Annotated in this window: 14 protein-coding genes and 1 pseudogene; 7 read left to right on the top strand and 8 right to left on the bottom strand. The window is 67.0% G+C overall.

The window, feature by feature from the left end:
- Positions 1–118 precede the first annotated feature (118 nt).
- The 3 genes from G4D83_RS33440 to G4D83_RS33435 all read left to right on the top strand — a co-directional run bounded on the left by G4D83_RS33440 (position 119) and on the right by G4D83_RS33435 (position 8,100).
- Positions 119–6,940, top strand: a complete 6,822-nt coding sequence (locus tag G4D83_RS33440; protein ID WP_163868938.1) for an RHS repeat-associated core domain-containing protein — start codon at positions 119–121, stop codon at positions 6,938–6,940.
- 7 nt (positions 6,941–6,947) lie between these two features.
- Positions 6,948–7,139, top strand: a complete 192-nt coding sequence (locus G4D83_RS45675; protein ID WP_205522779.1) for a hypothetical protein — start codon at positions 6,948–6,950, stop codon at positions 7,137–7,139.
- 517 nt (positions 7,140–7,656) lie between these two features.
- Positions 7,657–8,100, top strand: a complete 444-nt coding sequence (locus G4D83_RS33435) for a hypothetical protein (protein ID WP_163868937.1) — start codon at positions 7,657–7,659, stop codon at positions 8,098–8,100.
- A gap of 64 nt (positions 8,101–8,164) precedes the next feature.
- Here the strand turns inward: G4D83_RS33435 and mscL are convergent, their stop codons facing one another.
- From mscL to G4D83_RS33410, 5 genes are all read right to left on the bottom strand, one after another.
- Positions 8,165–8,572 (bottom strand): large conductance mechanosensitive channel protein MscL, encoded by a 408-nt coding sequence (gene mscL / locus G4D83_RS33430; protein ID WP_205522778.1) that lies wholly within the window; start codon positions 8,570–8,572, stop codon positions 8,165–8,167.
- A gap of 128 nt (positions 8,573–8,700) precedes the next feature.
- Positions 8,701–9,768: a radical SAM protein gene (locus tag G4D83_RS33425; RefSeq protein WP_163868936.1), complete on the bottom strand. Its 1,068-nt coding sequence runs from the start codon at positions 9,766–9,768 to the stop codon at positions 8,701–8,703.
- Positions 9,765–10,004, bottom strand: a complete 240-nt coding sequence (locus G4D83_RS33420) for an anti-sigma factor family protein (protein ID WP_141640579.1) — start codon at positions 10,002–10,004, stop codon at positions 9,765–9,767. The genes G4D83_RS33425 and G4D83_RS33420 overlap by 4 nt, the downstream gene beginning before the upstream one ends.
- 69 nt (positions 10,005–10,073) lie before the next feature.
- Entirely contained in the window at positions 10,074–10,688 is a 615-nt protein-coding gene (locus G4D83_RS33415; protein ID WP_163868935.1) for an RNA polymerase sigma factor, read from the bottom strand.
- A 35-nt stretch (positions 10,689–10,723) separates the two neighbouring features.
- Positions 10,724–11,311 (bottom strand): DNA-3-methyladenine glycosylase, encoded by a 588-nt coding sequence (locus tag G4D83_RS33410; protein ID WP_163868934.1) that lies wholly within the window; start codon positions 11,309–11,311, stop codon positions 10,724–10,726.
- Positions 11,312–11,450: 139 nt separating this feature from the next.
- Here G4D83_RS33410 and G4D83_RS33405 point away from each other — a divergent pair, with 139 nt between their 5' ends.
- Complete coding sequence (locus tag G4D83_RS33405; RefSeq protein ID WP_163868933.1) at positions 11,451–13,001, top strand: 4-alpha-glucanotransferase; 1,551 nt, start codon at positions 11,451–11,453, stop codon at positions 12,999–13,001.
- A 68-nt stretch (positions 13,002–13,069) separates the two neighbouring features.
- Here the strand turns inward: G4D83_RS33405 and G4D83_RS33400 are convergent, their stop codons facing one another.
- Positions 13,070–13,381 (bottom strand): hypothetical protein, encoded by a 312-nt coding sequence (locus G4D83_RS33400; RefSeq protein WP_163868932.1) that lies wholly within the window; start codon positions 13,379–13,381, stop codon positions 13,070–13,072.
- A 163-nt stretch (positions 13,382–13,544) separates the two neighbouring features.
- Here G4D83_RS33400 and G4D83_RS33395 point away from each other — a divergent pair, with 163 nt between their 5' ends.
- Together G4D83_RS33395 and G4D83_RS33390 are read left to right on the top strand one after the other, a co-directional pair.
- Positions 13,545–15,674, top strand: a complete 2,130-nt coding sequence (locus G4D83_RS33395; protein ID WP_240356886.1) for a BamA/OMP85 family outer membrane protein — start codon at positions 13,545–13,547, stop codon at positions 15,672–15,674.
- Positions 15,671–20,371, top strand: coding sequence for a translocation/assembly module TamB (locus tag G4D83_RS33390; protein ID WP_163868930.1), 4,701 nt, complete (start codon positions 15,671–15,673; stop codon positions 20,369–20,371). Before G4D83_RS33395 ends, G4D83_RS33390 begins: the two co-directional genes overlap by 4 nt.
- Before the next feature lie 9 nt (positions 20,372–20,380).
- Here the strand turns inward: G4D83_RS33390 and G4D83_RS33385 are convergent, their stop codons facing one another.
- On the bottom strand, positions 20,381–21,439 hold the full coding sequence (locus G4D83_RS33385) for a hypothetical protein (protein ID WP_163868929.1): 1,059 nt from the start codon (positions 21,437–21,439) through the stop codon (positions 20,381–20,383).
- Between the two features lie 246 nt (positions 21,440–21,685).
- Between G4D83_RS33385 and G4D83_RS33380 the strand changes: the two genes are divergently transcribed.
- Positions 21,686–23,020, top strand: a complete 1,335-nt coding sequence (locus G4D83_RS33380; RefSeq protein ID WP_163868928.1) for a hypothetical protein — start codon at positions 21,686–21,688, stop codon at positions 23,018–23,020.
- Between the two features lie 55 nt (positions 23,021–23,075).
- Here G4D83_RS33380 and G4D83_RS33375 read toward each other — a convergent pair.
- A pseudogene (locus G4D83_RS33375) lies at positions 23,076–24,068 on the bottom strand (hypothetical protein); the annotation flags it as partial.

Below are 24,068 nucleotides of genomic sequence, written 5' to 3'. Positions count from 1 at the left end.
TTCAATCTTTCGCTTCCTGACTGCACACCTCACCTTGCTCTTTTATGGAGCGCAGCTCATCAGTTGCATGCCAGGAGCATCCCCGTCCTCTGAAGCGGAGGACACAACACGCATCCAGATGGATAAGGCCCTTGGGGCGCAGCAAGGCATTCCCTTTGAACTGCGCTCGGACACGATTCTCGACACGGGTCCGGCCAACGAACAGGTCCCCGGGATAACCCCCTTCACGGCGGATGTGACCACGAGCGGCTCCGCGGTCGTTTCACTTCCCCTCTGGGTTCCACCGGGGCGCGCGGGCATTCAACCCTCGCTCTCGGTTGTCTACGGCAGCCAGGGAAGCGATGGGCCGATTGGGCCCGGGTTCAACCTCGCAGGGCTGTCGCAGATCACCCTGTGCCCCAACTCCTTCGCAAGGGACGGCAAGCTCCAAGCCATCGACTTCTTCCCAGGCGCGGGCCTGGACGATATCGACGAATACAGCCCCGTGTATTGTTTGGATGGCACTCGGCTCGTCGCCACGGGCTATCCCTCATTCAAGACGGAGCAAGATACCTATTCATCCATCCGTGAGCTTGACAGGCACGGCATGGCGCCAGCGACGTTCGAGGTGCGCGGGCGTGATGGACTCATCCGGACCTACGGGCGCACTTCGACAGGGCATGGAGGTCATCGCGACGACGCCCTCATCCAGGGGAGGTACGAGCGGCTCGACCAGGGTCCAGGAGGGAGCATCCAAGTCGGCTGGACTGACTCGGTGACCCTCGCCTGGGCGCTCGCCGCCGTCGAGGACCGCTTCGGCAACCGGATGGACGTGTTCTACGAGCAGGCTCCCCTTGGTGCCGCCTCGGGCGCCTGGCATCGCCCCATGCGCATCACCTACACGCAGTTCCGCGACGCGTCTGGCACCATTGAACCGGGGCAGCGAGAGGTCAGCTTCCACTACGAATCCCGGCCTGATGTCTTCACCGGCTATCTGGCGGGCGTCAAGGTCGGCCGCGACTTTCGACTCTCTCGAATCGACATGAAGGCCCCTGGTCTCGCAGCGGGCGCCAGCAACCTGTCCACCGTGCTGCTGCGCTCGTACAAGCTGAAGTACCTGTTGGGCTCCATCAGCAAGCGAAGCCTCCTGACGGAATTCCAAGAGTGCGACGGTAAAGACATCTGCAAGACGCCCGTGCGCTTCGACTGGGAACAGGGTTCCTGGGATTTCCAATACTCGCCAGCTCAGAACGTCAGCGATGCCGCTGCGGGCGCGGGCCTGAATGCCTTTGGCCTGGGCGCTGGACGCCAGGGTCTCGCGTACTTCGTCCGGTCCGACAAGAAGAGCGAGGACGACGGCGTCTGGACTGATGACGTTTCCGGGGTGACCACAGACTTCAAGGCGCAACTCTGGCAGGACACAATGCGGCTGTTGCAGTTTCCGGACGCGGAGTCGCCATCGCTCGTGGCCTCGGATGTCACGGGTGGCTCAATCTGGTTTCCCTACTTCAATATCGAAGGAACCAGTTGGCTCGAGGACGTCTGGGACTTCGTCTTCGGAGACAACGATCCAGGCGACTTCTGCGGGGAGCGCCATGAGCGCAACCTGTACCCTGTCGTGACGGATTGGGACGGCGCTGGTCGCTCCACCGTCACGCCGCTTTCCTGCGACTGGGACAAATCCGATTCCGGTGGGCACCCTGTCCCCAGGTATGGCTATGCCCGTGCCGGTGACCCCAAGCAGCAAGTCAGTGGCTCGGAGCCGAACTCCCAGTACTGGCTCGACGTCGATGGAGATGGCCGCAACGAGCGCGTGTGGATGGGGCAACACGAAATCGACTTGACGGGAGACTCCGACAACATTGTTCCAGCCAAGCGCAGTGTGGCTGTCACGGAGACTGCCCGGGGAAGGAAGACCGCGAAATCTCCAGTCGGATACTTCCAACAGTCCAGCACCGGCGTGCGCGCCATCGACCTTGATGGAAGCGGAAAGATGAGCCTGTTGGGTAGAGGCCCTGTGAGCAGCACGTTCCTCGATGCACTTGTCTATCGAGAGAACGCAGCGAGCACGCCAGATTTCGCTGCACTGAAGCCAATCAAGACCACCGTACGAATTGCTCCAGAGGTGCCATCTGGATCGGGAGTGATCTTCGATTCGTTCCACCTCGTGGACGTCAATGGGGATGGTTTGCAGGACGCCGTGACCCTGCACCAGAGGGGCCCTCTGACTGAACCCTTGAAACTCCGAGTGCAGCTCAACACGGGCGCGGGTTTCACGGAGATTCATGAGACCAGTGTGAACGGCGACTTCGCAAGCCGGCTTCATTTCGCCAAGACGGAACACGGCGACTTCGATGGCGACGGACGGATCGACTTCGCGATTTTCAGGCCGGGCAGCCCGGTTCGGCTTTTGCTCGCGGGTGCACAAGGAGAGTTCAGCCGATACGAGGACCTTTCTCTTCCCAGCGGGGACAACAAGGAGTGGTCCCAGGTCATCGACGTCAACAACGATGGCATCCTGGACTTCACCTACCGCTCAGGAAACGAGTTGCGCATCGCGCGTCGCCTGAAGCCGGTGGACGAACTCAAGCGGGTGCACGGCAACATCCAGCGAGCCAACCACCAAGGCTACTCCGGCCTGAACTACTCGTTCGAGTACGCACCGCTCTCCCAGAACAATCCGCACGGTGCCGTCGCACCGAGCGAGCCTTTCTATACCAAGAGCTACACGGCGGCGCCGACGATGCCGCCATGGCTGCGACTGCCGCCCGAAACGATGCGGGTCGTGTCGCGCATGTCCATCAACTCCAATGACCAGCGAGTGCAGAGCTGGCGCCATCTCTATCGAGATGGGCTCTCTGATACGCGAGGACTGGGCTGGTTGGGTTTCGGGCAGCGCATCGTCATCGACGAGGTGACGGGGACTCGCACCACCACCACCTACGACAACAGAACGACGGTCGAGGTCGCGAACCGCCAGGCGATGGCTCCCCTGGCACACCTGCCCAGGGAGGAGACCGTCGAAGTACCGACGGATGCGAACACCCGCCTCCAGACGCAGCGCCAGTGGTTCTATACCCGCACGCCCGCGGCCTATGCTTCGACGTACCAGCAGTACCCCAGCCGCATCGTCGAGACGGTTCGCGAAATCAGGAACGGCTCCTCGACGGTCGTCTCCGAGTCGGAGACGCTCACCTCGCTGGATGTATACGGCACCCCGCTCGCGCAGACCGTGCTCATCCACGGGGCGAACACGACCGAGCAGGTGAAGACGCTCACCGTGCCGGACTTCAACACCAGCACCTGGCTACCCCAAGGCACCTGGACCGTCAGCACGTCCTGGATGTCCTGCCCCAGGGCCCCTGCGATCGGCTGCTCGGGACAACCCGACGCCGCCAACGTTCGCACGCAGCAGGTGACCTTTGGTTCGCACGGTCAGGTCGAGAGCGCGGAGAACGAGCCGTCGCTCATTGGCGAGGCCGTGACTCCCACCACCTCGGAGACGTACCTCAAGACGATCTTCACCCGAAACACCAAGGGCCTCGTCGAGCGGGTGTCTCAGCAAGGCAGTGGTGTCACGCGTTCCGAGTCAGTGGAGTACGACGGCCTCGACCAGACGCAACTCTCCACCACCACGGATGCCGAAGGCGCCACCTGGCGGTATCTCTTCCATCCGGGCCTGGGGGTCCTCGCTCAAACGGCCGACCCCAATGGCGTCCACGTGCGCTTCCAATACGACGGCTTCGGTCGCCAGCGCATTGTCACGCCAATGTACCGCGGCCCCTCCGAGGCACCCGCGAACAAGTCCATCGTCGAGACACACTACGAATGGAACGGGCCCCTGCCGCAGCACCGAACCCAGGTGGCCACGAGCGCCGCCATGAAGGATGAGTCCCTCACCCGCTTCGACGCGATGGGGCGTCCGGTGGTGAATCAGTCCGCGCGCTTCGACGGACAAATGGTGAGCTCCACCGCCACCTACGACGCCCTCGGGCGCTTGGTGAAGCGGGAGATGCCCAGGACCGGTAGCGAGCAGTCCACGTGGGAAGGCTACGAGTACGACGCACTCAACCGAATCACCGCTCGCCGCTTCGGCGATGGCACCACGGGCCTCTCCGGCAAGCTGCTCGAGAGCTTCAGCTACTCCTCGCCTGCGCCCTACTCCTCGCAGGCGATGGCCACGGATGCACTCGGCCAGGTGAAGAAGACGCTCGTCGACTTCCGTGGGCTCATGACACAGGCCACCGAGGCCGCGGGAACCTCCAAGGAAGCGACCATGACGTACTCCTACGGCCCGTTCGGCCGCCTGGACTTCATGGACGACCCGGCTGGCAACCGGAACTCCCTTTTCTACGACGCCAAGGGACGCCTGGAGCACACCGTCGACCCCAACGCGGGAACCCGATTCTTCCTCTACAACGCCTTCGGCGAACTCAAGAGCGAGTCCGACGCCTCCGCCGGCGCGGCCGGGCGCATCACCACCGAATACCAGCGAGACCTCCTCGGCCGCGTCCTCTCCTCCGCCAACCAGAAGGAGAATCTGGATTACGTGTACGACGACGGGCCGGGCGCCATGCGCCGCCTGACGCGCGCGACCCGGACCCCAGTCGGCAACCCCGGTGGGGTCGTCATCACGGACTACATCTTTGATGCCTTCGGGCGCGAGACGGACGTCGCGCAGCGCGTTGACGGCGAGGCGCTCGTGATGAGCCGTCAGTATGACGACTACGGCCGCACGAGCCGCCTCACCTATCCGGTGGCGCTCAATGGAGTGCCCTTCTCGATCAACCGCTCGTATTCGGACCGAGGAGACCTCTCGAGCATCTACCGGAGCAACTCCATCACCAATTATTGGCGGGCCTACGAGCAGGACAGCATGGGCCGGCTGAAGACAGCCCATTATGGCAACGGTGTCGCACGCCTCTTCCGCTATGACACCCAAGGCCGCCTGCGCTTCACCGAGGCCACGCAAGGAGGCACCAGCGTCCAGCGACTCGCCTACGAGCACACCGAGAACAACAATCTCTCGGCTCGTCATGACCTCGAGCTCGGCGTTACCCAGAAGTATACCTACGACGCGCTCGATCGCCTCGAGAGATGGAAGGTGCAGCAGAACTGCCAAAACCTCGACGTCCAGTTCCAGTACGACAAGCTCGGCAACATGCTCAGCCGCGCTCCCGTCGCCGGCTCGGAGCCCTCCACCACGCTCGACTACACGTCAGGCACCACAGGTGGCCCTCACGCTGTCAAACAAGCCCAGTTCGGCGCCGAGTCCTTCACCTACGAGTACGACCACCGTGGCAACCAGATTGCCTCGCGCGATGCCCAGGGAGCCCTGGTTCGCGCGGTGCAGTACACCTCCTTCAACCTCCCCGAGAGCGTCACCTCGTCGAGTGGCACCGTCCTCTTCGACTACGACGCCTCCGGCACCCGCGTCCGCAAGCGTTCCGCAGACGGTCTCGATGAGACCGTCTATCTCGGGGGCCTCTACCAGCGTCGCAAGCAGGGACTGACCACCACCCACATCCTCAGCATCCCCAGTCCCGAGGGCGTCATCGCCGAGGTCTCCTGGGACGAAGGCTCCTCCACGGAGTCCACGCGCTACTTCCTCAATGACCCACAGGGCAGCCCCGACACCGTCACCGACGCTTCAGGCACCGTGCTGGAGCGCATCAAGTACGAGCCCTTCGGCGCCAGGAGGCAGTCGAGCAACCTGGCTCAAGCATTCACCTCGGGCCACTTTGGGGCGCGAAGGGGGTTCACGGGGCATGAGCACGACGACGAACTGAGCCTCATCAACATGCGGGGGCGTGTCTATGACCCACGACTGATGAAATTCCTCAGCGTGGACCCGGTCATCGCCGAGCCGGGTTCGGCGCAGGCACACAATGCCTACGCCTACGTGCTGAACAATCCCACGCGCTACACAGACCCGAGTGGCTTCACACCTCATGGTGGAACACTGGTGAGCAGATGGGACGGCGGCTGGACGGGGGCTCCTCAACTCAACCAGAGCATGATGGAGCGGACCTTCTATGCTGCGGAGCCGCCCCTGTATCTGCCCCGCATCGACCTCAGGGTCCCCAGCGTCGAGACCCTCGACGATGCCAAGGCCCAGCCCGATGCCCGCCACACGAACGACATCGGGCAGAGTTCCGGTTCCTCCAAGTCAGCCCTGACGTCACTGCTGACCAAGGCTTCTGCGAGCTTTAACGAAGGCGCGGAGATGGTCCCCTGTGGACCACACCTGGGATGCCGCGCGAGCAAAGCCTTCGTTGGTTCGCAACTCGACAGCATGTTGAATGCGTCGGCGGCGTATGACAGGTACGCCCCTGTCAGCAAACTCGCCGCAGCCAGCTTCGCTATCAACGAGTTCGTTCCATTCGTGTCAGCGGGTGAGAGCTATCTCGAAACAAAGTCAGCCTGCGGCAACGGGGAAACCGGCCGCTGCGTCGTCGGCGCAGGGAAGACAGCCTTCTACACACTCGCCTCTGGCGCCAGCATCTTTTCCGCCCTCGAATCGGGAGGTAGCTTTGCATCCGCGCTCAGAACCCCCGTCAAGAGTGCTCGTGGCGCGCTGGACAAGATGGCTCGAGCCATCACGACTCAAGCCCCCCCGCCCCATGGGTCTTTCTCCATGACCACGAATGCAGCAGGTGGAGAGGTCTGGACCTCCAACGGGAAGATCATCCAGTTTGACTTCGCTCACCTTGTGGAAAGCGCCCGCCAGCGGGGCGATGTACACATTCTCTCGGGGGCTCACGGCTCACGCGGGGGCCAGATCACTCCGGCGCCAAATTTCCTCAGGGAGGACATGCTTCGATGGAGAGCTGCCCCCAACGTGAGAATCCATGATGTCAGCAGGCTGGAGGCCGACCAGATTAGGAGCATCCTGCGAGGTAAGGGAACCATCGTCGAAGGCCTCTGCTATAGTGATGTCTGCCTCGCACCCTTCAGATAGACACGACATGACCGAAAAGAACTTGAAAGAGTACCGAGCAATCATCCAAATCGGGGGCCACGCTCAGACTGAGCCTGGTTTCCGGGTAACCGTGATGGCAACCGACGGTGAAGAGGCCTACATGATGCTTGAGGAGAAGCATGGCAAGGGCACCGTCTTCGACTTGCACAATGAAGAGGAGGCGAACACGATTCGATAATCATGCCGGCTGAAAGATTGTCTCCGGGGTAGGTGAGGATGGGCTCGCGGTCTTCCAGGCTGCGGGGCCCCCTCCTCTGCGGGGAGGGCACGGGCCATGGTTCCAGATCAGGCCTGTGCCCTCTCCAAAATCAGGAGCAGCGAGGGACTGCTACGGGTCCGGCCCAGACAGCCGCTCGCTTGACTGAAGCAACTTCCGGACGACACCTTGCGGGATTCGAAGAGTTCGCGCCGAGCAGCAACTCAGCATGGCCCACGCTCTGGGAGAATCCATGAGGACTCCTGAATTTGGTCGCTTTGGCCGCGCGCGCGTTTGGCTCGGGGTCACCTCCGCGACGCCAATTGACGCAGCAGGCGTTGCCAGCCGAGTGTTATCAGCAGGGTCGACAGCGCCGTTGCTTCACGCTGTCGGTATCGAAGGACGACGCGCTGGGGGCGATACTTGAGCAACTCCTGCTGCGCTGATAGGGGTTGAGCGCAACCGAGAAATAGCCCGACAGGTGCATCCAGGCTTCACCATGAACACTCCCAAGAGCCCCTGGCGACGACTCAAAGCGGAACTGGCCAGGGCGAACCTCATCCCCTCTTCTGTCCGAGACGAGTTCACGGCTCTGAAACAGGAGTCCTTCGACTTCTTGATGAACATCATCGAGCGGCGCGACGGCACTTCTCGACAACTCAGGAACGCACTCTTGATGGCCTCGAAGATGCGGGGCTGGGGAAGAGCGCGTTTTACACTCACGCTACCCAATCTCTGCGAGCACGAAGACATCAAGGTGCGGACCACGGCACTCCGCATCCTTGTCTTGTGGCTCAAGCAGACAAGAGCCTCCCCAGCAGAACGAATCGAAGGCTACGATGAACGCTCCTTCGACGAGCCCATCAACAAGGCACTTGCGCTCGGGGTTGACGAAGGCACTGCGTATCTCGTGCGCAAGCATCGGGACCCTCCAGCGGAGTAGCGCCTTCACCGCATCGGAGAGATTCCCACCGTGCCTTCGTCCGGTGTGAAGCGTCTGCAATCCCTCACACCATCACCAGCACCGAAGTACACGCCCTGCACCGCCGTGCCTCCACCGGAATCGTCTCACGGCATTCCGGGCACACCTTCGTCGTGGCCGGCGCGGGCTCACCCTTCTTCCCGTGCTTCGCCCACACCTGCCCCACCTTCGCCACCACGATGAACAGCACCGACGCGATGATGAGGAAATCCAGCACCGCGCCCAGCAGGTGCCCCCACCGCAGGTTCAGCGACGTCGCCGTCGCGTTGCGCCAGTCACCTCCCGGCAGCACCGCGCCGACCACGGGCATCACCAGGTCCGCCACCACCGCCGTCACGATGGCGGAGAAAGCGTTCCCCAGCACCACCGCCACCGCCAGGTCCACGACATTGCCCTTCAGGGCGAACTGCTTGAACTCCGAGAGCAGGGACATGGGTGCACCCCTCCGTCACCGGATCGCCTGCTCCCCGTATGCCTTGGCACCAGCCGGAGGGCCCCGGAAACGGACGGAACCCTATCCGCCCCACCCCGCACCCTCGGCTCGCCCGACAGGGCACACTGTCACGTGGTGGGCGAAGGCACGGGCACCGGCATCACCGTGCCCCCGTACTGCGTCGCCGCCAACGTGCCGCACGCCGCCCCAATCTCCTTGCCCCCTGAATACCGCCGCGCCACCGGCGCCTTCAGGACCTGCAAGTAGTCGCGGAACGCGCTCAGCTCCTCCGCCGACGGCGGCAGGTACTTCCCCGTCGGGTCCGTCACGTCGATGAGGTCCACCTTGATGGGAATCCCCTCGAAGGCCACCTTCAGCGCCTCTGCGTCCTCCCGCTCCAGGTTGAAGCCCGATATCGCCACATAGGCAATCATCGCCCGCTCTCGCCGCACCTGGCTGTACTCGCGAATCGCCTCAATCAGCTCCGGCAACGGATGCGTCTTCTCAATCGGAAGCACCTTCATCCGCTTCTCCGGAATGGCGCTCGTCACCGAGAAGGCCAGCCGGTACGGATGCCCCTCCTTCGTGTAGCGCCGAATCGCCGGCACATGCCCCGCCGTGGAGAAGGTGATGGACTGCCCCGAAATCGAAAAGCCCGCCGGATTCGAGAGGATTCCCGCGGCCCGCAGCGTCTCCTTGTAGTTGAGCAGCGGCTCCCCCATCCCCATGAACACCACACCCCGCACCGGCCGGTCCGCCTCCGCCCGCACCTGAAGCACCTGGTCCAGAATCTCCCAAGTCTGGAGGTTCCGTTTGAAACCCAACTTCCCCGTCATGCAGAAGTCGCACGCCAGCGCGCAGCCCACCTGGCTGGACACGCAGACGACGTACTTCTCGTCGAAGATGGGAATCCGGACGGCTTCAATCCGCCCGCCCAGGGGCGAGTCGAAGAGGTACTTCACGAAGCCGTCGTCCGCCCGCCGCCGCTCCACCACCTGGAGGCTGGGCATCTCGGCGTGGGCCTTCAGGTAGTCCGACACCCGCCGGGGCACCTGGGGCGAGCGCGCGACTTCCTCCACCGAGCCGAGCCCGTGGGCGAAGACGGCGGCGAACACCTTGCGGACCGCGGTGGGGGACGGGGAGAAGGGCGCGAGCGCCTCGGCCAGCTCCGGCAGCGACAGTTGCTTCAGGTTCACGAGGCGGACTTGATTTTGGTGCGAAGGAACTCCGTCAGCTTGGAGCTGACCTCCTTCGGCATCCTCGCCGCCAGCGCGCGCTTGCACAGACTGGGCGTCGCCCGGTACGTGTTCAAGAACTCCTCACAGGGCGAGCACCCCGACAGGTGCTCCTGGAGGTGGCGCGACTCCTCGGGCGACATCTCGCCCTCGAGGTATTCCAGCAGGAGGTTGATTGAGTCTTTACAGGTGTACATCCGAACCTCGGCTGGCTGCGGCACGCCCTCGTCCTCGCTTCGGAAGATGCGGAGCCCCCCAGTTGCGTTTCACGGCCCGCGATTGTCCCGGTTGTAGAAGGCGTCAATGGCCTCCCGAAGCGCGAGACGAGCCCGGTGCAGGCGGCTCTTGATGGCGGGAATGGAATCCCCCGTCACCTCTGCAATCTGTTCGTAACTGAGGCCATCCACGTCTTTCAAGAGGAAGACCTCACGATACCCCTCGGGCAGCCGATCCGCCGATTGTCGGATGGCCTGCCCCAGCTCGGCGTCCAGGGCCTTCTCCTCGGCGTCCCGGCTCCAGTCCGACACCGGGTAGTCCGCGAGCGTACCCCGGGGGGTGAACTCCGGCCCCTGGAGCTCCACCTCGGCGGCCTGCGTCACCCGCCGGTGGCGCAAGCGCATGAGCGCATGGTTGGCCGCTATCCGGTGCACCCAGGAGCCGAAGGCCGCATCCCCGCGGAAATCCTTGAGATGTTGGTAGGCCGACAGGAAGGTGTCCTGGGTGATTTCGGCGGCGTCCGCCTCGGAGCGGGTCATCCGCAGGGCGAGACCGTACACCTTGTCCTGGTGCGACTCCACCAGGGCCTCGAAGGCGGACATGTCCCCATCCTGCGCGCGGGCGAGGAGCTGGCGATCATCTTCCGTGGCGACCTCGTCGGACATGGCGGGGCGCACCCAACCAGCCGGAAGCGCCTTCGTCAAGGCCGGTTGCGAGCTCTCGTCGAAGGCCGCTTGCTGACGTGTTGACTGTCCCGGACCCAGAGCCGGAAGGGCTCGTGCGCCCACGCCCCCGCGTAGTCCACGCCGATGCGCGGCCCCCGCTCCACCCGCGCCTCCGCCACCTCCACCCCCGGCAGCAGGTGCAGCCCCGGTGAGCTCAGCTCCTGCCGGTTGTGCGCCAGCGTCAGCCCCAGCGCCTTGCACAGCTTTCCCGGCCCATCCGTGCGCTCCTTGGCTTCCAGTCCCTCCACCGGCTCCACCGCGCGCACCAGCACCGCCGCCGCGACTCCCGGCGCGTCCGTGACGACGTTGAAGCAGTGGTGCATGCCGTAGATGAGGTACATGTATGCCCGCCCCGGGGGACCGAACATGACCTCCGTGCGCGGGGTGAGCCCCTTGGCGGCGTGGCAGGCCAGGTCGTGCTCCCCGATGTACGCCTCCGTCTCGACGATGCGACCCACCCGGCGCTGGCCGGCGGCATCCACCACCACGAGGAGGGTTCCCAGAAGGTCCCGAGCCACCACCAGGGCTGGCCGCGCATAGAAGGAAGTGGGCAAGGCGGTCACGGGCACCCCGGGATTGTACCGGCCAACACACCGGTGCGCCGGGGAAGGTGCTTCCGTCCTCCAGCGAAAACCCGCCGCGCATTTCTCGCCACCGGACCAGTTCACTCCGGGGCAGGGGTGGTGCAGATTGCGCCGCACCATGTCCACCCCCGGCCGGCTCTCCGGTCTCCTGCTTCCGCTGTTCTCTCTCCGCGCCCCGACGGATTTCGGCATCGGCGACTTCGGCGCGCTGGAGGGGATGTTCTCCTGGATGAAGGCCGCGCGTCAGAAGCTCTTGATGCTGCTGCCGCTGTTGCCCACCGCGCCCGGCGACTCGAGCCCCTACGCCACCCGGTCGGCGTTCGGCCTCAACCCGCTCTTCATCGACCTGCACGCCCTGCCGGAGTTCATCGCCTCCGGCGGCGAGGGCGCCTTCTCCGAGGAGCAGCGCAAGCAGCTCGCCGAGGCCCGCGCCGCCCCCCGCGTCCGCTACGACCTGATCTTCCCCCTCAAGGACGCCGCCTTCGCGCGCGCCTTCGACACCTTCGAGGCGCGGCACTGGTCCCAGCAGACGGAGCGCGCCCGGGCCTTCGGCCAGTGGCGCGAGGCCCAGGCGGGCTGGCTGGAGACCTACGCCCTCTTCACCGCCATCAGCGAGCAGGAGCAGCGCCGCGCATGGTGGGAGTGGCCGGAGGGCCTGCGTACGCGCCAGCCCGAGGCGCTGCGCGCCAAGGCGACGGAGCTGGAGCGCCGGGTGCGCTATCACGCCTGGCTCCAGTGGGTGGCCGAGCAGCAATGGGACGCGGCGCGCGCCAGGGCGAAGACGCAGGACGTGCTCCTGTGCGGCGACGAGCCCTTCATCATCGGCCAGGACAGCGCGGACTGCTGGGCCAACCCCACCATCCTCCGCCGCGACGCGCGGCTGGGCGTGCCGCCGGATGACTTCTCCGCCACCGGCCAGGACTGGGGCCTGCCCTACTTCGACTTCGCCGCCATGCAGAAGGACGACTACGCGTGGCTGCGCGCCCGCGCGAAGAAGGCGGCCAGCTACTACGACTTGCGCCGGGTGGACCACGCGGTGGGCTACTTCCGGCAGTGGATTCGCGACGAGAAGACGCCCACCGGGCGCTTCATCCCCCCGGACGAGGAGAGCCACAAGCGGCAGGGCCGCAAGCACTTCGAGCTGCTCTCCGAGGGCGCGGGCATCGTCGCCGAGGACCTGGGTGTGATTCCCCCCTTCGTGCGGCAGATACTCGCGGAGCTCAAGCTGCCCGGCTACCGGGTGATGCGCTGGGAGCGCGACGACAGCATCTACCGGAACCCGCACCAGTTCCCCCCCGTGTCCCTCGTCACCACGGGCACCCACGACACCGACACGATGGCGGAGTGGTGGGAGGGCGCCCGCGACGACGAGCGTCAGGCCGCCGCGCGCGCCTGGCCGGAGCTGCGGGGCGTGACGGTGACGCGCGAATTCACTTCAGAGGTACACCGGGGCCTGCTCGCCGCGGCGCTCAACTCCAGCAGCGACTTGTGCGTACTGCCCTGGCAGGACGTGCTCGGCACCCGGGACCGCATCAACCTGCCGGGCTCCATGAGCGACTCGAACTGGGCCTACCGCATCTCCCAGGACGTGGGCACGCTGATGACGGACCCGTCGACGCGCGAAGCGGCCGAGAAGCTGGCCTGGCTCACCGCCTCCGCCCGCCGCTGAACCGAAGGCACCGCTGAACCGTCCGGGGGGAGGTCCTCCCGGACGGAGTCACCTTGGCCCCACGGTTGTCAGTTGATGCACTTCACCTGACCGGGGAAGCCATCGAAGATGGCGCAGCGGCGATTCGCGTTGGCGCACTCCAGCCTCGCGCAGACGTCCTCGGTGACACAGATGGGCGGCGAGCGGCCGAATTCCAGGAATACCTCGGCGCAGAACTCGAAGGAGTCCGCGCAGCCGAAGGAGCCGCAGTAGTCCGCGTCGGCCAGGCTCTCGCCCTCCTTCACGCGCACCACCTCGTCATCATCCACGCCGCAGGCGGCGGTGGCGAGCGCCGACACCACGCAGAACACCAGGACCTTGATTCGCCGGGACAGGAGCATGGGCCCCAATCTGGCGCACCTTGGCGCGGCTTGCACGTCTCCGTGTCCGTCCAGCAAGGACCAGCCGACAGGACCCGTCGACAAGACGTTGGAATGCGACAAAGGGATGGGCGCGTCCTCCAGAGGACGCGTCAGCCGCCTGCCTTCCTTGTATGAACAGTCCGTGGCCGTTGACCTGCTCCGACTCCTCCGCCTCGCCACTGTCGCCTCGCTCCTGAGCGTCGCGGCGTGCGCCACCACGTCCACCCCGCCTCCGGGCCCCAAGGTTTCCAAGCTGGAAATCGAGGGCACGAAACACGTGAGCGAAGGGGACATCAAGGACCGCATCCTCACCTCGGGGACTCCGTGGTGGGCGTTCTGGCCCTTTGGCAGCCCTCACTACTTCGACCCCAACGCGTGGCAGGCGGACCTGCGCCGCATCGAGCGCTACTACCAGGCCCAGGGCTTCTACCAGGCGGAGGTGGTGGACAGCGCGGTGGAGCCCCATGGCAAGAACGAGGTGAAGCTGGCGGTGCAGGTGAGCGAGGGCGAGCCCACGCGCATCAGCGAAGTCCAGGTGGAGGGCCTCCAGGCGCTGCCGGACTTGCACCGCGAGGAGCATCACGAGCGGGTATTGGACAAGCTGCCCCTCAAGAAAGGCGACATCTTCCGCGAGGCGGCCTGGGAGGAGACCAAGGCCCGGGTGCAGGAGGAGCTCCGGGAGCTGGGCTACGCGGAAGCGGAGGTGTCGGGCGAGGTGCAGGTGGACGTGGACACCCGCCAGGCGAAGGTGCGGCTCGACGTGAAGCCAGGGCCGCGCTACCGGTTCGGCAACACGTTCGTCGCCACGGACGCCAATCCCCAGGTACCGCCGCGCCGCATCATCGAGCAGGTGCAGGGCGCGCTGAAGAAGGGGGACTGGTACAGCGAGACGGCGCTGGCGGAGGCCCAGGCGCGCGTGTTCCGCATGGGCGTGTTCGGCGCGGTGAAGGTGAACCGCGGAGCGCCGGACCGGGAGTCCGCCACGGTGCCCGTCGTCGTGGACGTGCGGGAGGCGCCGTTCCGCTCGGTGAGGCTGGGCGGTGGTATCGGCGTGGACGCGGCCCGTCAGGAAGCGCGCGTGCTGGGGGAGTGGAGCCACCGCAACTTCCTGGGCGGCCTGCGCCGCGTCACCGTGCGAGGCCGCGCCGGCTACGCGTTCATCCCCCACGTCCTGTCGCCGACCAAGCAGGGGCCCGTCTTCGAAATCACGGGCGAGTACGAGCAGCCGCGCTTCCTCTTCCGCGACTTGCGTCAGCAGACGTCGCTCACGTTGGAGAAGGGCCTGGAGCAGGCCTACGACTTCTACGGCGGCAGGCTGCAACTGGGCGTCATCTGGCAGCCGCACCGCAGCTTCTCCGTGTTCCCCTCCTACAATCTGCAAATCTATCGGCTGTCGGGCCGGGTGAGCGCGGACTCGCGCGTGCCGCCCGTCGTGCTGGGCTGCAGCTCGGACGCCCTCCAGTGTGACGTGGCGCTGAGCTTCCTGGAGGTGGCCTTCTCGTGGGACCGGCGGGATGACCCGGTGGAGCCTCGGGATGGTTACTTCCTGAGCCTGTCCGTGCAGAAGGGCGGCAGCATCTTCTTCGGCGACTTCAACTACATCCGCATCCTGCCGGACCTGCGCTTCTACTACTCCTTCGGCGAGGACAAGCGCCTGGTGCTGGCGGGCAAGGTGCGCGCGGGCACGCTCAACCCCGCGGGCGGCTCGCAGAGCTCCATCGTCACGCGCTTCTTCTCCGGTGGCGCCACCTCCATGCGCGGCTTCAATGGCCAGCGCCTGTCTCCGCTGGCGGCGCTGGCGAAGCAGGAGGACCTGGACGGCGACGGCGTGCCTGAGACGACGCAGACAAAGGAGTGGGAGACGGTGCCGGTGGGCGGCAACAGCCTCGTCGAGACGTCGCTGGAGCTGCGCTACCAGATATCCACCAGCGTCATGCTCGCGGCCTTCTGGGACACGGGCCTGGTGGGCGTGGAGGGCTTCGAGTCGCGCAACGCGCCGAAACTGTTCGGTCCCGACCACTACCAGGCCGTGGGCTTCGGTCTGCGCTACCTCACGGTGGTGGGCCCGGTGCGCCTGGACATCGCGCGGCGGCTGAATCTGGGCCAGGGATTGCCCGTCGCCACCCCGGGGTACATCTATCCGACGTCCGGAGGCTGCTTCGGAATTGGCAGCAAGTGGAAGCCGGACGGCCCCACCTCTCGCGGGGCCACCTTCGCGGGAGCGCCTGACGGGCAGTGCGCGCTGCACCTGTCGATTGGAGAGGCGTTTTGAAGGGGCGACGCTGGGCACGACGACTGCTGTTGGGCCTGCTCGGACTGGTGAGCCTGGTGGTGCTCGCCGTCTTGGGTGCGCTCGTCTGGGCGACGTCATCCCCGGGTGAAGGCTGGCTCGTCCGCAAGGGCCTCCAGTTGGCCAACGAGCGGTTCTCCGGCCGCCTGGAAGTCGCGGGGCTGGACCTGGCGCCTCCGGGCGTCGTCCTCACCGGCGTGAAGCTGTATGACCCGGAGGGCGAGCTGGTGGCGGAGATTGCCCGCGTCGAGGCGCGCGTGCGCCTGGGCGGCCTCATCCGTCAGCACGTCAACGTCACCGAGGCGCGCGTGGTGCAGCCCCGCCTCTACCTGGCCCAGGACGAGCGCGGGCTGAACCTCAGTCGAGCCATCGCGCCCCGCGTGCCCAAGCCCGAGGAGCCGCCCTCTCCTCGCGGCAAGCTGCGCGTGGAGCTGCAAGAGCTGCTGCTCGAGGACGGCTACGTCGACTTCAAGCAGGAGCTTGAAGAGGGCGGCGAGCGAAAGGTGCGTCTGGAGGACTTCGACGCGGAGGCGTCCGGTCACTTCGCGGCGGCGACGCAGGGCTTCGGCGCGACGCTGGAGGCCACGGGTGGACTCGCGCTGCCCGCGAAGGGGCCCGTGCGGCTGTCGTTGAAGGGCGAGGGTGAAGAGGGCGCGCTGAAGGCCGACGTGGACCTGGACCTCGCGGGCCTGCTGCTCGACGCGAGCGCCTCCGCCCAGCTTCCTCCCGAGCCGCCGCCGGGACAGCTCGCGGGCGCGCTGAAGGCGGACGTGGACGTGCGCCGCCTCACCGTTCCGCCGGAGCTGACGCGCGGCTTCCTGCCCACGTGGCCGCTGCTGGTGCCAGTGAGTCTCGTGGGCAAGGCGGGCATCGACGGAGACCTGGCGAAGGTCGACGTGCGGGGGACGGCCGCGGACGCGAAGCTGGACGTGAAGGGCGACCTGGACCTGGAGCGGATGCGCTCCACCGGCGTCTCCGTGAAGGCTCGCGACGTGGACCTGTCCGCGCTGGTGAAGGAAGGGCCGAAGACGAGCCTCTCCGCGAACCTGGACGCGAAGGGTGGCGGCACGAGCCTGGAGACGCTCGACGGCGAGGTGGACCTGACGGTGTCGCCCTCGCGCTTCCGGGGCCAGCCGCTGGGGCCCGTGGAGCTGCATGCCCGCGCCAAGGACGGGAGCTACACGCTGTCACGCCTGCTGGTGCTGGTGCCGGGCGCCTCCCTCCAGGCCAAGGGCGCGGGCACCCTCGACTCGATTCGCGTGGACGGCAGCCTGACGGCGGGCAACCTCGCCCTGCTGTCCGACACGTTGACGAAGCTGCTCCCCGGCACCGTGCCGCCGCTGTCCGGCAGCGGCACGCTGGAGTTCCGTGCGGAGGGCCCCGCGCGCACGCCGGGGGTGATGGTGCAGGGCAACTTCACCGCGCTCTCCTACGGAGATATCGCGGTGAAGAACCTCACGCTCCAGGCCGAGGTGCCGGACGTCACCCGTCCGCTCACCACGGACGCCACGCTGGTGGTGGGCTCGCTGCGTTCCGGCGAGCGCTCCTTCCGGGACGTGTCCGCCACCATCACCACGCAGGAGCGTCGCCTGGAGGTCAGCGTGCGAGCCCTGGGCGATGCGACGCTGGGCCTGGGATTGAACGGGCTGGTGGATGAAGACAACCAGGGCCTGGCCATCCAATCGCTGGTGCTCTCGTGGCCGGAGGCGACGTGGAAGCTCCAGGCGCCCACGCATGTCGGCTTCGGCGGTGGCGGCGTGGTGGTGGAGCCCGCGCTGAAGCTCGCGTCGGGCGGGCAGTCGCTGTCGGTGCTCGGCTCGCTCGCCAACCAGCAGGTGACAGCGCGCGTGGAGCTGGAGGCCGTGGACCTCACGCTGCTGCCGCGCATCGCCGTCCCGGAGGAGCTGGGCCTGGGCGGCACGGTGTCGGGCTTCGTCACCGCGAAGGGCAAGCTGCCCCGGCCGGACGCGGAGACGAAGCTGCGTTGGCAGAACGGAACGGTGAAGGGCTACGAGAACCTCCAGCTGGCGCTGGACGCGCGCTACGTGAAGGACCGCGCCACGGGCACGCTGGCGGCGGGACTGCCGGTGGCGAAAGTCATGGCGGACTTCGACGTGCCGGTGCAGGGCGTGCTGAAGCGGCGCAAGGACGCGCTCTCCCTCAAGGTCGACCTGGAGGACCTGGACCTCGCCGGGGCGATGAAGCTGTTGGGCCGCACGGAGCCGGTGAGCGGCGTGGTGGCGGGCGAGCTGCGCATCGACGGCACCGCGCGCGCGCCCCGGCTGGACTTCGTGCTGCGCGGCCGGAAGCTGAACTACACCGCGCCTCCGCCCGGCTTCGCCCTGAAGCAGCCCCTGGATTTGCAGCTTCGCATGACGTCGGACCCCCAGGACGCCACCCTGGACGCGCGCCTGGACGTGACGGGCCTGGCCTCCCAGACGTACGTGGTGCTGCACACGCCCTTCACGCTGGGCGGGATGATGGCGCGGCCTCCCAAGGCCGATGACATCCTCTCCGCCTCGGTGGACATGGAGGCGCTCATCGCTGACTTGCCCCTGGCCCAGTTCGAGGGCGTGGGCGGCCTGCAGAAGCCCGCGGGCACCGTGTCCGCGCAGCTCCTCCTCTCCGGCTCCGCGCTGGTGCCACAGGCTCGGCTGAGCGTGAAGGCCGCGGGCCTCACCGCGTATGGCCTGCCGCCGGTGCACGGGCAGCTCGGCGTGGTGGGTGATGACCAGGACGTGAAGGTGACGCTGGCGGCGCAGCGGGACGAAGGGCCCCTGGCCCAGCTCGACGTGACGCTGGATGCACCCCTGGGCGCGCTGCAGGACCAGGAGGTCTACGGACACATCCCCTTCCAGCTCAAGGGCCGCCTGGGCCCGGTGGAGCTCCGGGACCTGCCCGGCGTGGCGAAGGCCCGCGCGACGGGGGCCGCGGCGCAGAAGGTGAGCGCTTCGTCCAAGGGCATCCAGGGCGAGCTGTCCGTGGAGCTGACCGCGCGCGGCACGCTGGACACGCCGCGCATGGAGCTGACCGCCGGCGTGCAGAAGCTGGGCATGGGCGAGCTGGCCCTGGGACAGGCGCGCCTGCACTACGGCTACCAGAACGCGCGCTCCGCCTTCGACCTGCTGCTCACCGCGCCCGCTGGCGGCACCCTGCTGGTGGAAGGCGGCGTGGAGCTGGACGTGTCGCTGCCCGCGATTCAGCAGGGACTCAACACCTCGAAGGCGCCGCTGGACGTGACGCTCAAGGCGCGCGACTTCGACCCGTCCTTCCTCTCCGGCGCGGTGGAGATGCTGCGCAGCATCGGCGGGTTGATTCAGGCGGACGCGAAGCTGGCGGGCACTCCCGCCGTGCCCACCTTCCAGGGCTCGCTGGCGTGGAAGGACGGCAAGCTCGGGCTGATGGGCCTGGGGGAGTACCGCGAAATCCAGCTCGCGCTGGAGGCCAGCCGCGAGGCGCTCGCCATCAAGACGCTGTCCGCCAAGGCCGGTGGCGGCACGGTGTGGCTGGACGCGCCGCTGACGGCGACGCGCGCCCCGAATGGCGAGTACGAGCTGACCAGCCCCGCGGGCAAGCCGTATCCCTTGATGGCTCGCGACTTCCCCATCGTCTTCGACGACCAGCTCATCGCCGTGCTGAGCATGAAGGCGAAGGTGGAGGGCACGATTTCCGAGCGGCTCGTCAACCTGCGCAACGTCTCCATCCCCGAGGCCACCATCGAGCTGCCCGAGGTGAAGCGCAAGGACCTCCAGGACCTGGAGCGCCCCGGGGACGTGGTGCTGGTGCGCAACGGCACGCCCATCGAACGACGCAGGCGGAAGCAGACGCAGCAGCCCTCGCCCGGAGACCCCGAGCCGAACCAGCAGCCCACCACCGAGCTTCCGCCCACGCCAGAGTCCGCGGAGGACCTGGAGTCGGGCGACGAGACGCCGCCCCCCGGGCGCGCGTACTGGGTGAACGTGAATGCGCCGCGCAACATCTGGGTGAAGGGCTCCGACCTCAACGTGGAGCTGGGGCTGTCGGAGGACTTCCGCGTCGAATACACCGACGTGGCGCGCCTCTTCGGTCAGGTGCGCGTGCTGCGCGGCCGGGTGGACGTGCTGGGCCGGCGCTTCGACGTGCAGCGCGACAGCATGGTGAGCTTCACCGGGCCGCCGACCGTCCCGTACATCAACGTCACCGCGGAGCACCGCAACGACAGCGCCAACGTCACGGTGTTCGTCACCATCCGAGGCCAGGGCCGCGACATCACCCTGAAGCCCACCAGCGAGCCGCCGCTGCCGGAGTCCGAAATCTACACGCTGCTCGCCACCGGCCGGCGCACGCTGGAGCGAGGCTCTGGCGCGTCGATGACGGCCAGCGCCCAGGCGGCTTCCGTGGTGGGCTCGCTCGTCGCCAACGAGGCGCGCAAGGCCCTGGCCGCGAAGCTGCCGCTGGACGTGCTTTCGATTGAGGCCGGCGGCGCGGGCATGGCCGGCACCAAGCTGGAGGTGGGCACCTACGTCACCGACAAAATCTACGTCGGCTACACCGGACGCGTGGGCGCCAACATCCAGCAGGGAGAGAACTCCAACGCGGTCCGCTTCGAATACCAGTTCGGACCGCGCTGGAGCCTGGAAGGCCAGTACGGCGACGCGCGCTCGGGTGGCCTGGACCTCATCTGGACCAACGAGTACTGACGCTGGCCGCTACAGCCAGTACATCTCGAAGCAGGCGCCCACGGGGCCCGCGCCGCTGTTGGGCGCCATGGGCGAGCTCACCCACGCGCCGCCCACGCCGCACTGGCTCCACTGCTGGTCCGACGAGGACTGGACGCACGTGCGCGCGGGCACGCCGCGGCCCAGCGTGGCGGAGGAGCACCACGGCCACGACTGGGTGCAGTTGCCAGGCTTCGTCGTGGTGCCCGCGGTGAAGACGCCGGACACGCACTGCCGCCACACCGCGTCCGACGAGCTCTGCACGCAGCCCAGGTTCGGCACCGTCGTGCCCGCCGTCTCCGACACGCAGCCCGACGTCGTCGGCGCGTCCCAGTTGAAGCCGCCATCCGCGTAGCGGTGGTAGATGCTCGCCACCAGCGACGAGCCGCCCACCGTGGTGCGGCCGCACTGCGTCGCGTAGGCGCCCACCCAGGGCGTGTACGTGTACAGCGCCGCGGTGGCCTTGTTGGTCGGCTTCACCGAGCACGGGTCCAACGTCGCCTTCGTCGTCCCCACCTTCCAGCCGGAGACGGTGGGCCGCCCCGCGTCCAGGTCCGTGAAGTAGCCGCGCAGCTTCTTCGCCGAACAGTCAATCTGCTTGCCGAAGCCCGTGTATTGCGCGTCACACCCGCTGCCGTCCGGACAGCCACAGCCGGTGGCCTTGGCCAGGTTGGTGGAGGTGCCGCTCTGCACCAGGCTCGACTCCACCTGGATGCGCGCCAGCATGTACAGCGGGCTGATGCCGAACGCCTTGGAGCGCTCGACGATGAGCGCCGCCGCCGTCTTGTTGCTGAAGGCCGGGTCCCGGTAGTTCGCCAGATACGAGCCCTGCTGCGTGAGGAACGCCTGCACCTGCTCTGTCGTAATCCACTGGTGCCCCAGGAGCTGCGTGTCCTCCAGGAGCCGGTGCATGTCGTACTTCACCGTGGCCCGCTGGAGCACCTGCCCGGTCAGCTCGTCGATGACCTCGCCTTCTTCGTCATCGACGACGGGACCACAGCCAACCGCCAGCAACGCGGGCACCACCAGCCACCACAGTCGCGTCTTCATCACGGCCTCGAGGGGATGTGCCGCGCCCGCGAGGAAACCCAAACCACCCGGCGGGCTCGGCAGGGGGGAACCCTCACGTGTAGTCGGCGCGAATGCCGCGATTCAAGAATTTCTTGAATTGAAAGATTAACAGATTGTTATCACGAGGCTGGATGTCGAGCGGGGAAGCGGTCAGGACGGCCCCCTGTCCCGGAGTCTCGGGTCCTTGAGCCGTGCAGGGCGTGACGGGGTAGCGTGACTGTCGTCATGCGCATGCACACTTCGACGTGGCTGAAGCGAGTCGTTCCTCTCACCCTCTGCCTGCTCGTGTCGGGAGGCTGCTCCAGTTCGGACGACGAGGGACGTTCGCCCTCGGGAGACGCGGGCACGGACATCCCCGACGGCGGAGGCAACCCTCCGGATGGTGGCCCCGTCGGCACCGGGTGCATGGGCGAGACGTTCCTCGCGTCCGTGGGGAAGAACCGGCTCCTGGTCGGCGCGCAGATGGAGGACAGCACGGCGGCCGGTGCGCCCTTCGACGTGCACTACCTGTACGTCGCCAGCGGGCTGGTCGACTCGACGAACATCTGCACGTCGTGCACGACGGGATGCACCACGTCCGGGACGTCCTGCGCGGGCGCGTCGTGCGCGTGGTGGGGATGCTGGCAGGACGTGTCGCAGCCGCCCGGCGCCTACGTGCGCGGCCACGTCTCCGGAGCGAAGGGGCGCCAGCAGCTTCCCTTCATCACCTACTACCAGCAACTCCTGGGCGGAGTCGGGCCCGCGCGTGAGGGTGAGCAGCAGCTCCAGTCGCTCAACGACGTGGCCATCATGCGGCGCTACTTCGCGGACTGGCGCTTCACGTTGCAGCAGGTGGGCAGCGAGCGCGCCCTGCTCCACATCGAGCCGGACCTGTGGGGCTATCTCCAGTTCTTCGCCAGGAATGGAGACCCGGCCACGGTGCCCGCGCAGGTGGCGAGCGCCAATGCCACGGACTGCTCGGGGATGGCGAACAACGCCGTGGGTGTGAGCAAGTGCATGATTGCGATGGCTCGCAAGTACGCGCCCAACGCGAAGGTGAGCCTGCACGCCAGCCCCTGGTCGACTCGCACGGACGTGTACCTCAACACCAACGCGTCATTCGATATCGCGGGGGAGGCGCGAAAGGTGGCCGACTTCCTGCTGAAGCTGGGCGCGGCGGACACGGACTTCATCGTCGTGGAGGCATCGGACCGCGACGCGGGCTTCTACGACAGCGTCGGCGAGGACACGTGGTGGGACGCGAACAACGCCACCCTGCCCCACTTCCGCCAGGCGTTCACCTGGGCCAGCGCCATCTCCGAGCGGCTCAACAAGCCGAACTTCTGGTGGCAGCTCCCGGTGGGCAACATGAACCTGCCGAACACGAACCAGAAGTGGAAGGACAACCGCGTGGACTACTTCTTCTCGCACACGGCGGAGCTGGCCGCCGCGCACTCCGTCGGGTTCTCGTTCGGCGCGGGTGAAGGCCGGCAGACTTCGCCAGAGACCGACAACGGCAATCTGTCCAGCCGGGTGAGTGCCTACAAGCGCGCGGGTGGTCAGGCTCCCTGCGCGCCGTAGCGCGCCTCCTGCTCCTGGGTGCCTTCGAGGACTCCGCTCGAAGGCACCGCGCCGCTCAGAACAGGCGCGAGTAGGTGGGCTTCGCCTCGGGGCGCGGCACCCAGCGCTGCCCGTCTCGCGGGAGCCACAGCACGTGGAGGCGCTCCACCGGGCCTTCGTACCGCACGGTGTGCTCACCTCGCGTCAGCGTGAACTCCACCTCCGTGACGCGGACTCCGTCGACGAACAATGCGCCCGACTCCAGCACGGACGCGGGCTCGACGAAGTAGCGCCCGTCGCGCACGGCCAGGAAACGGTCCTCCAGCACCCTCTCGGGTGACACGTCGTACCGCCGCCCCCACAGGAACAGGTCTCCGTCATAGGGCTGGTAATGCGTGTCGAGGAAACCTCGCAGCGACGGCGGCAACCCCGAGGTCCGCAGGTCATCCACGCGCAGCACACAGCCGCGCTCCACCAAGGCCTTCGGTACTTCACGCGCCAGCACGTCCGGGATGGAGCCCCGCAGCCAGGCATCCGTGTAGAAGTAGAAGTGCGCGTGCGGCCGGCTCACGTAGCCCCCCGAGTTGTCATAGACGACATCCTCCGGCCCCGTGAGCGTGCCGATGCGCGCGAGCACGTCTTGCTGTCTGGCATTGCCTCCTCCATCCAACAAGGCCTCCAGCCTCCAGAGCTGAAGACAGAGCAACACGCCCAGCGCCAGGCTCGCGACGACGCGGGCCCCAGGCGAGCTCCAACCACTGAAGGCCGCCACCACGCCGCGCGCCATGAACGGCGCGAGCACGCCCAGGAACGGCAGCAGGCTGTATGGGAATGGCGCGCGCTGGAGCGCATACGAGCCGAACGTCGCCAGCACCGCGAGCAAGAGCGGCAGGTCCGCGTGCTCCCAGCGCTCCCTTCCCGAGCGCCACCACGCACGCACCGAGACGAGGAACCCCAACACCGCCACCGCGAAGAGCCAGGGCTGCTCACGGACCATCGGCAACAGGTAGTCCCGCCACGAGAAGCCCGGGTAGTGCCGCTGATGCTCCGCGCCCCACACGAAGCACCA

Origin of the sequence: Myxococcus eversor (assembly GCF_010894455.1) — a bacterium.
Classification (GTDB): domain Bacteria; phylum Myxococcota; class Myxococcia; order Myxococcales; family Myxococcaceae; genus Myxococcus; species Myxococcus eversor.
The sequence above is the reverse complement of the archived record's forward strand: the minus strand, read 5'-3'. Positions and strand labels throughout refer to the sequence as shown.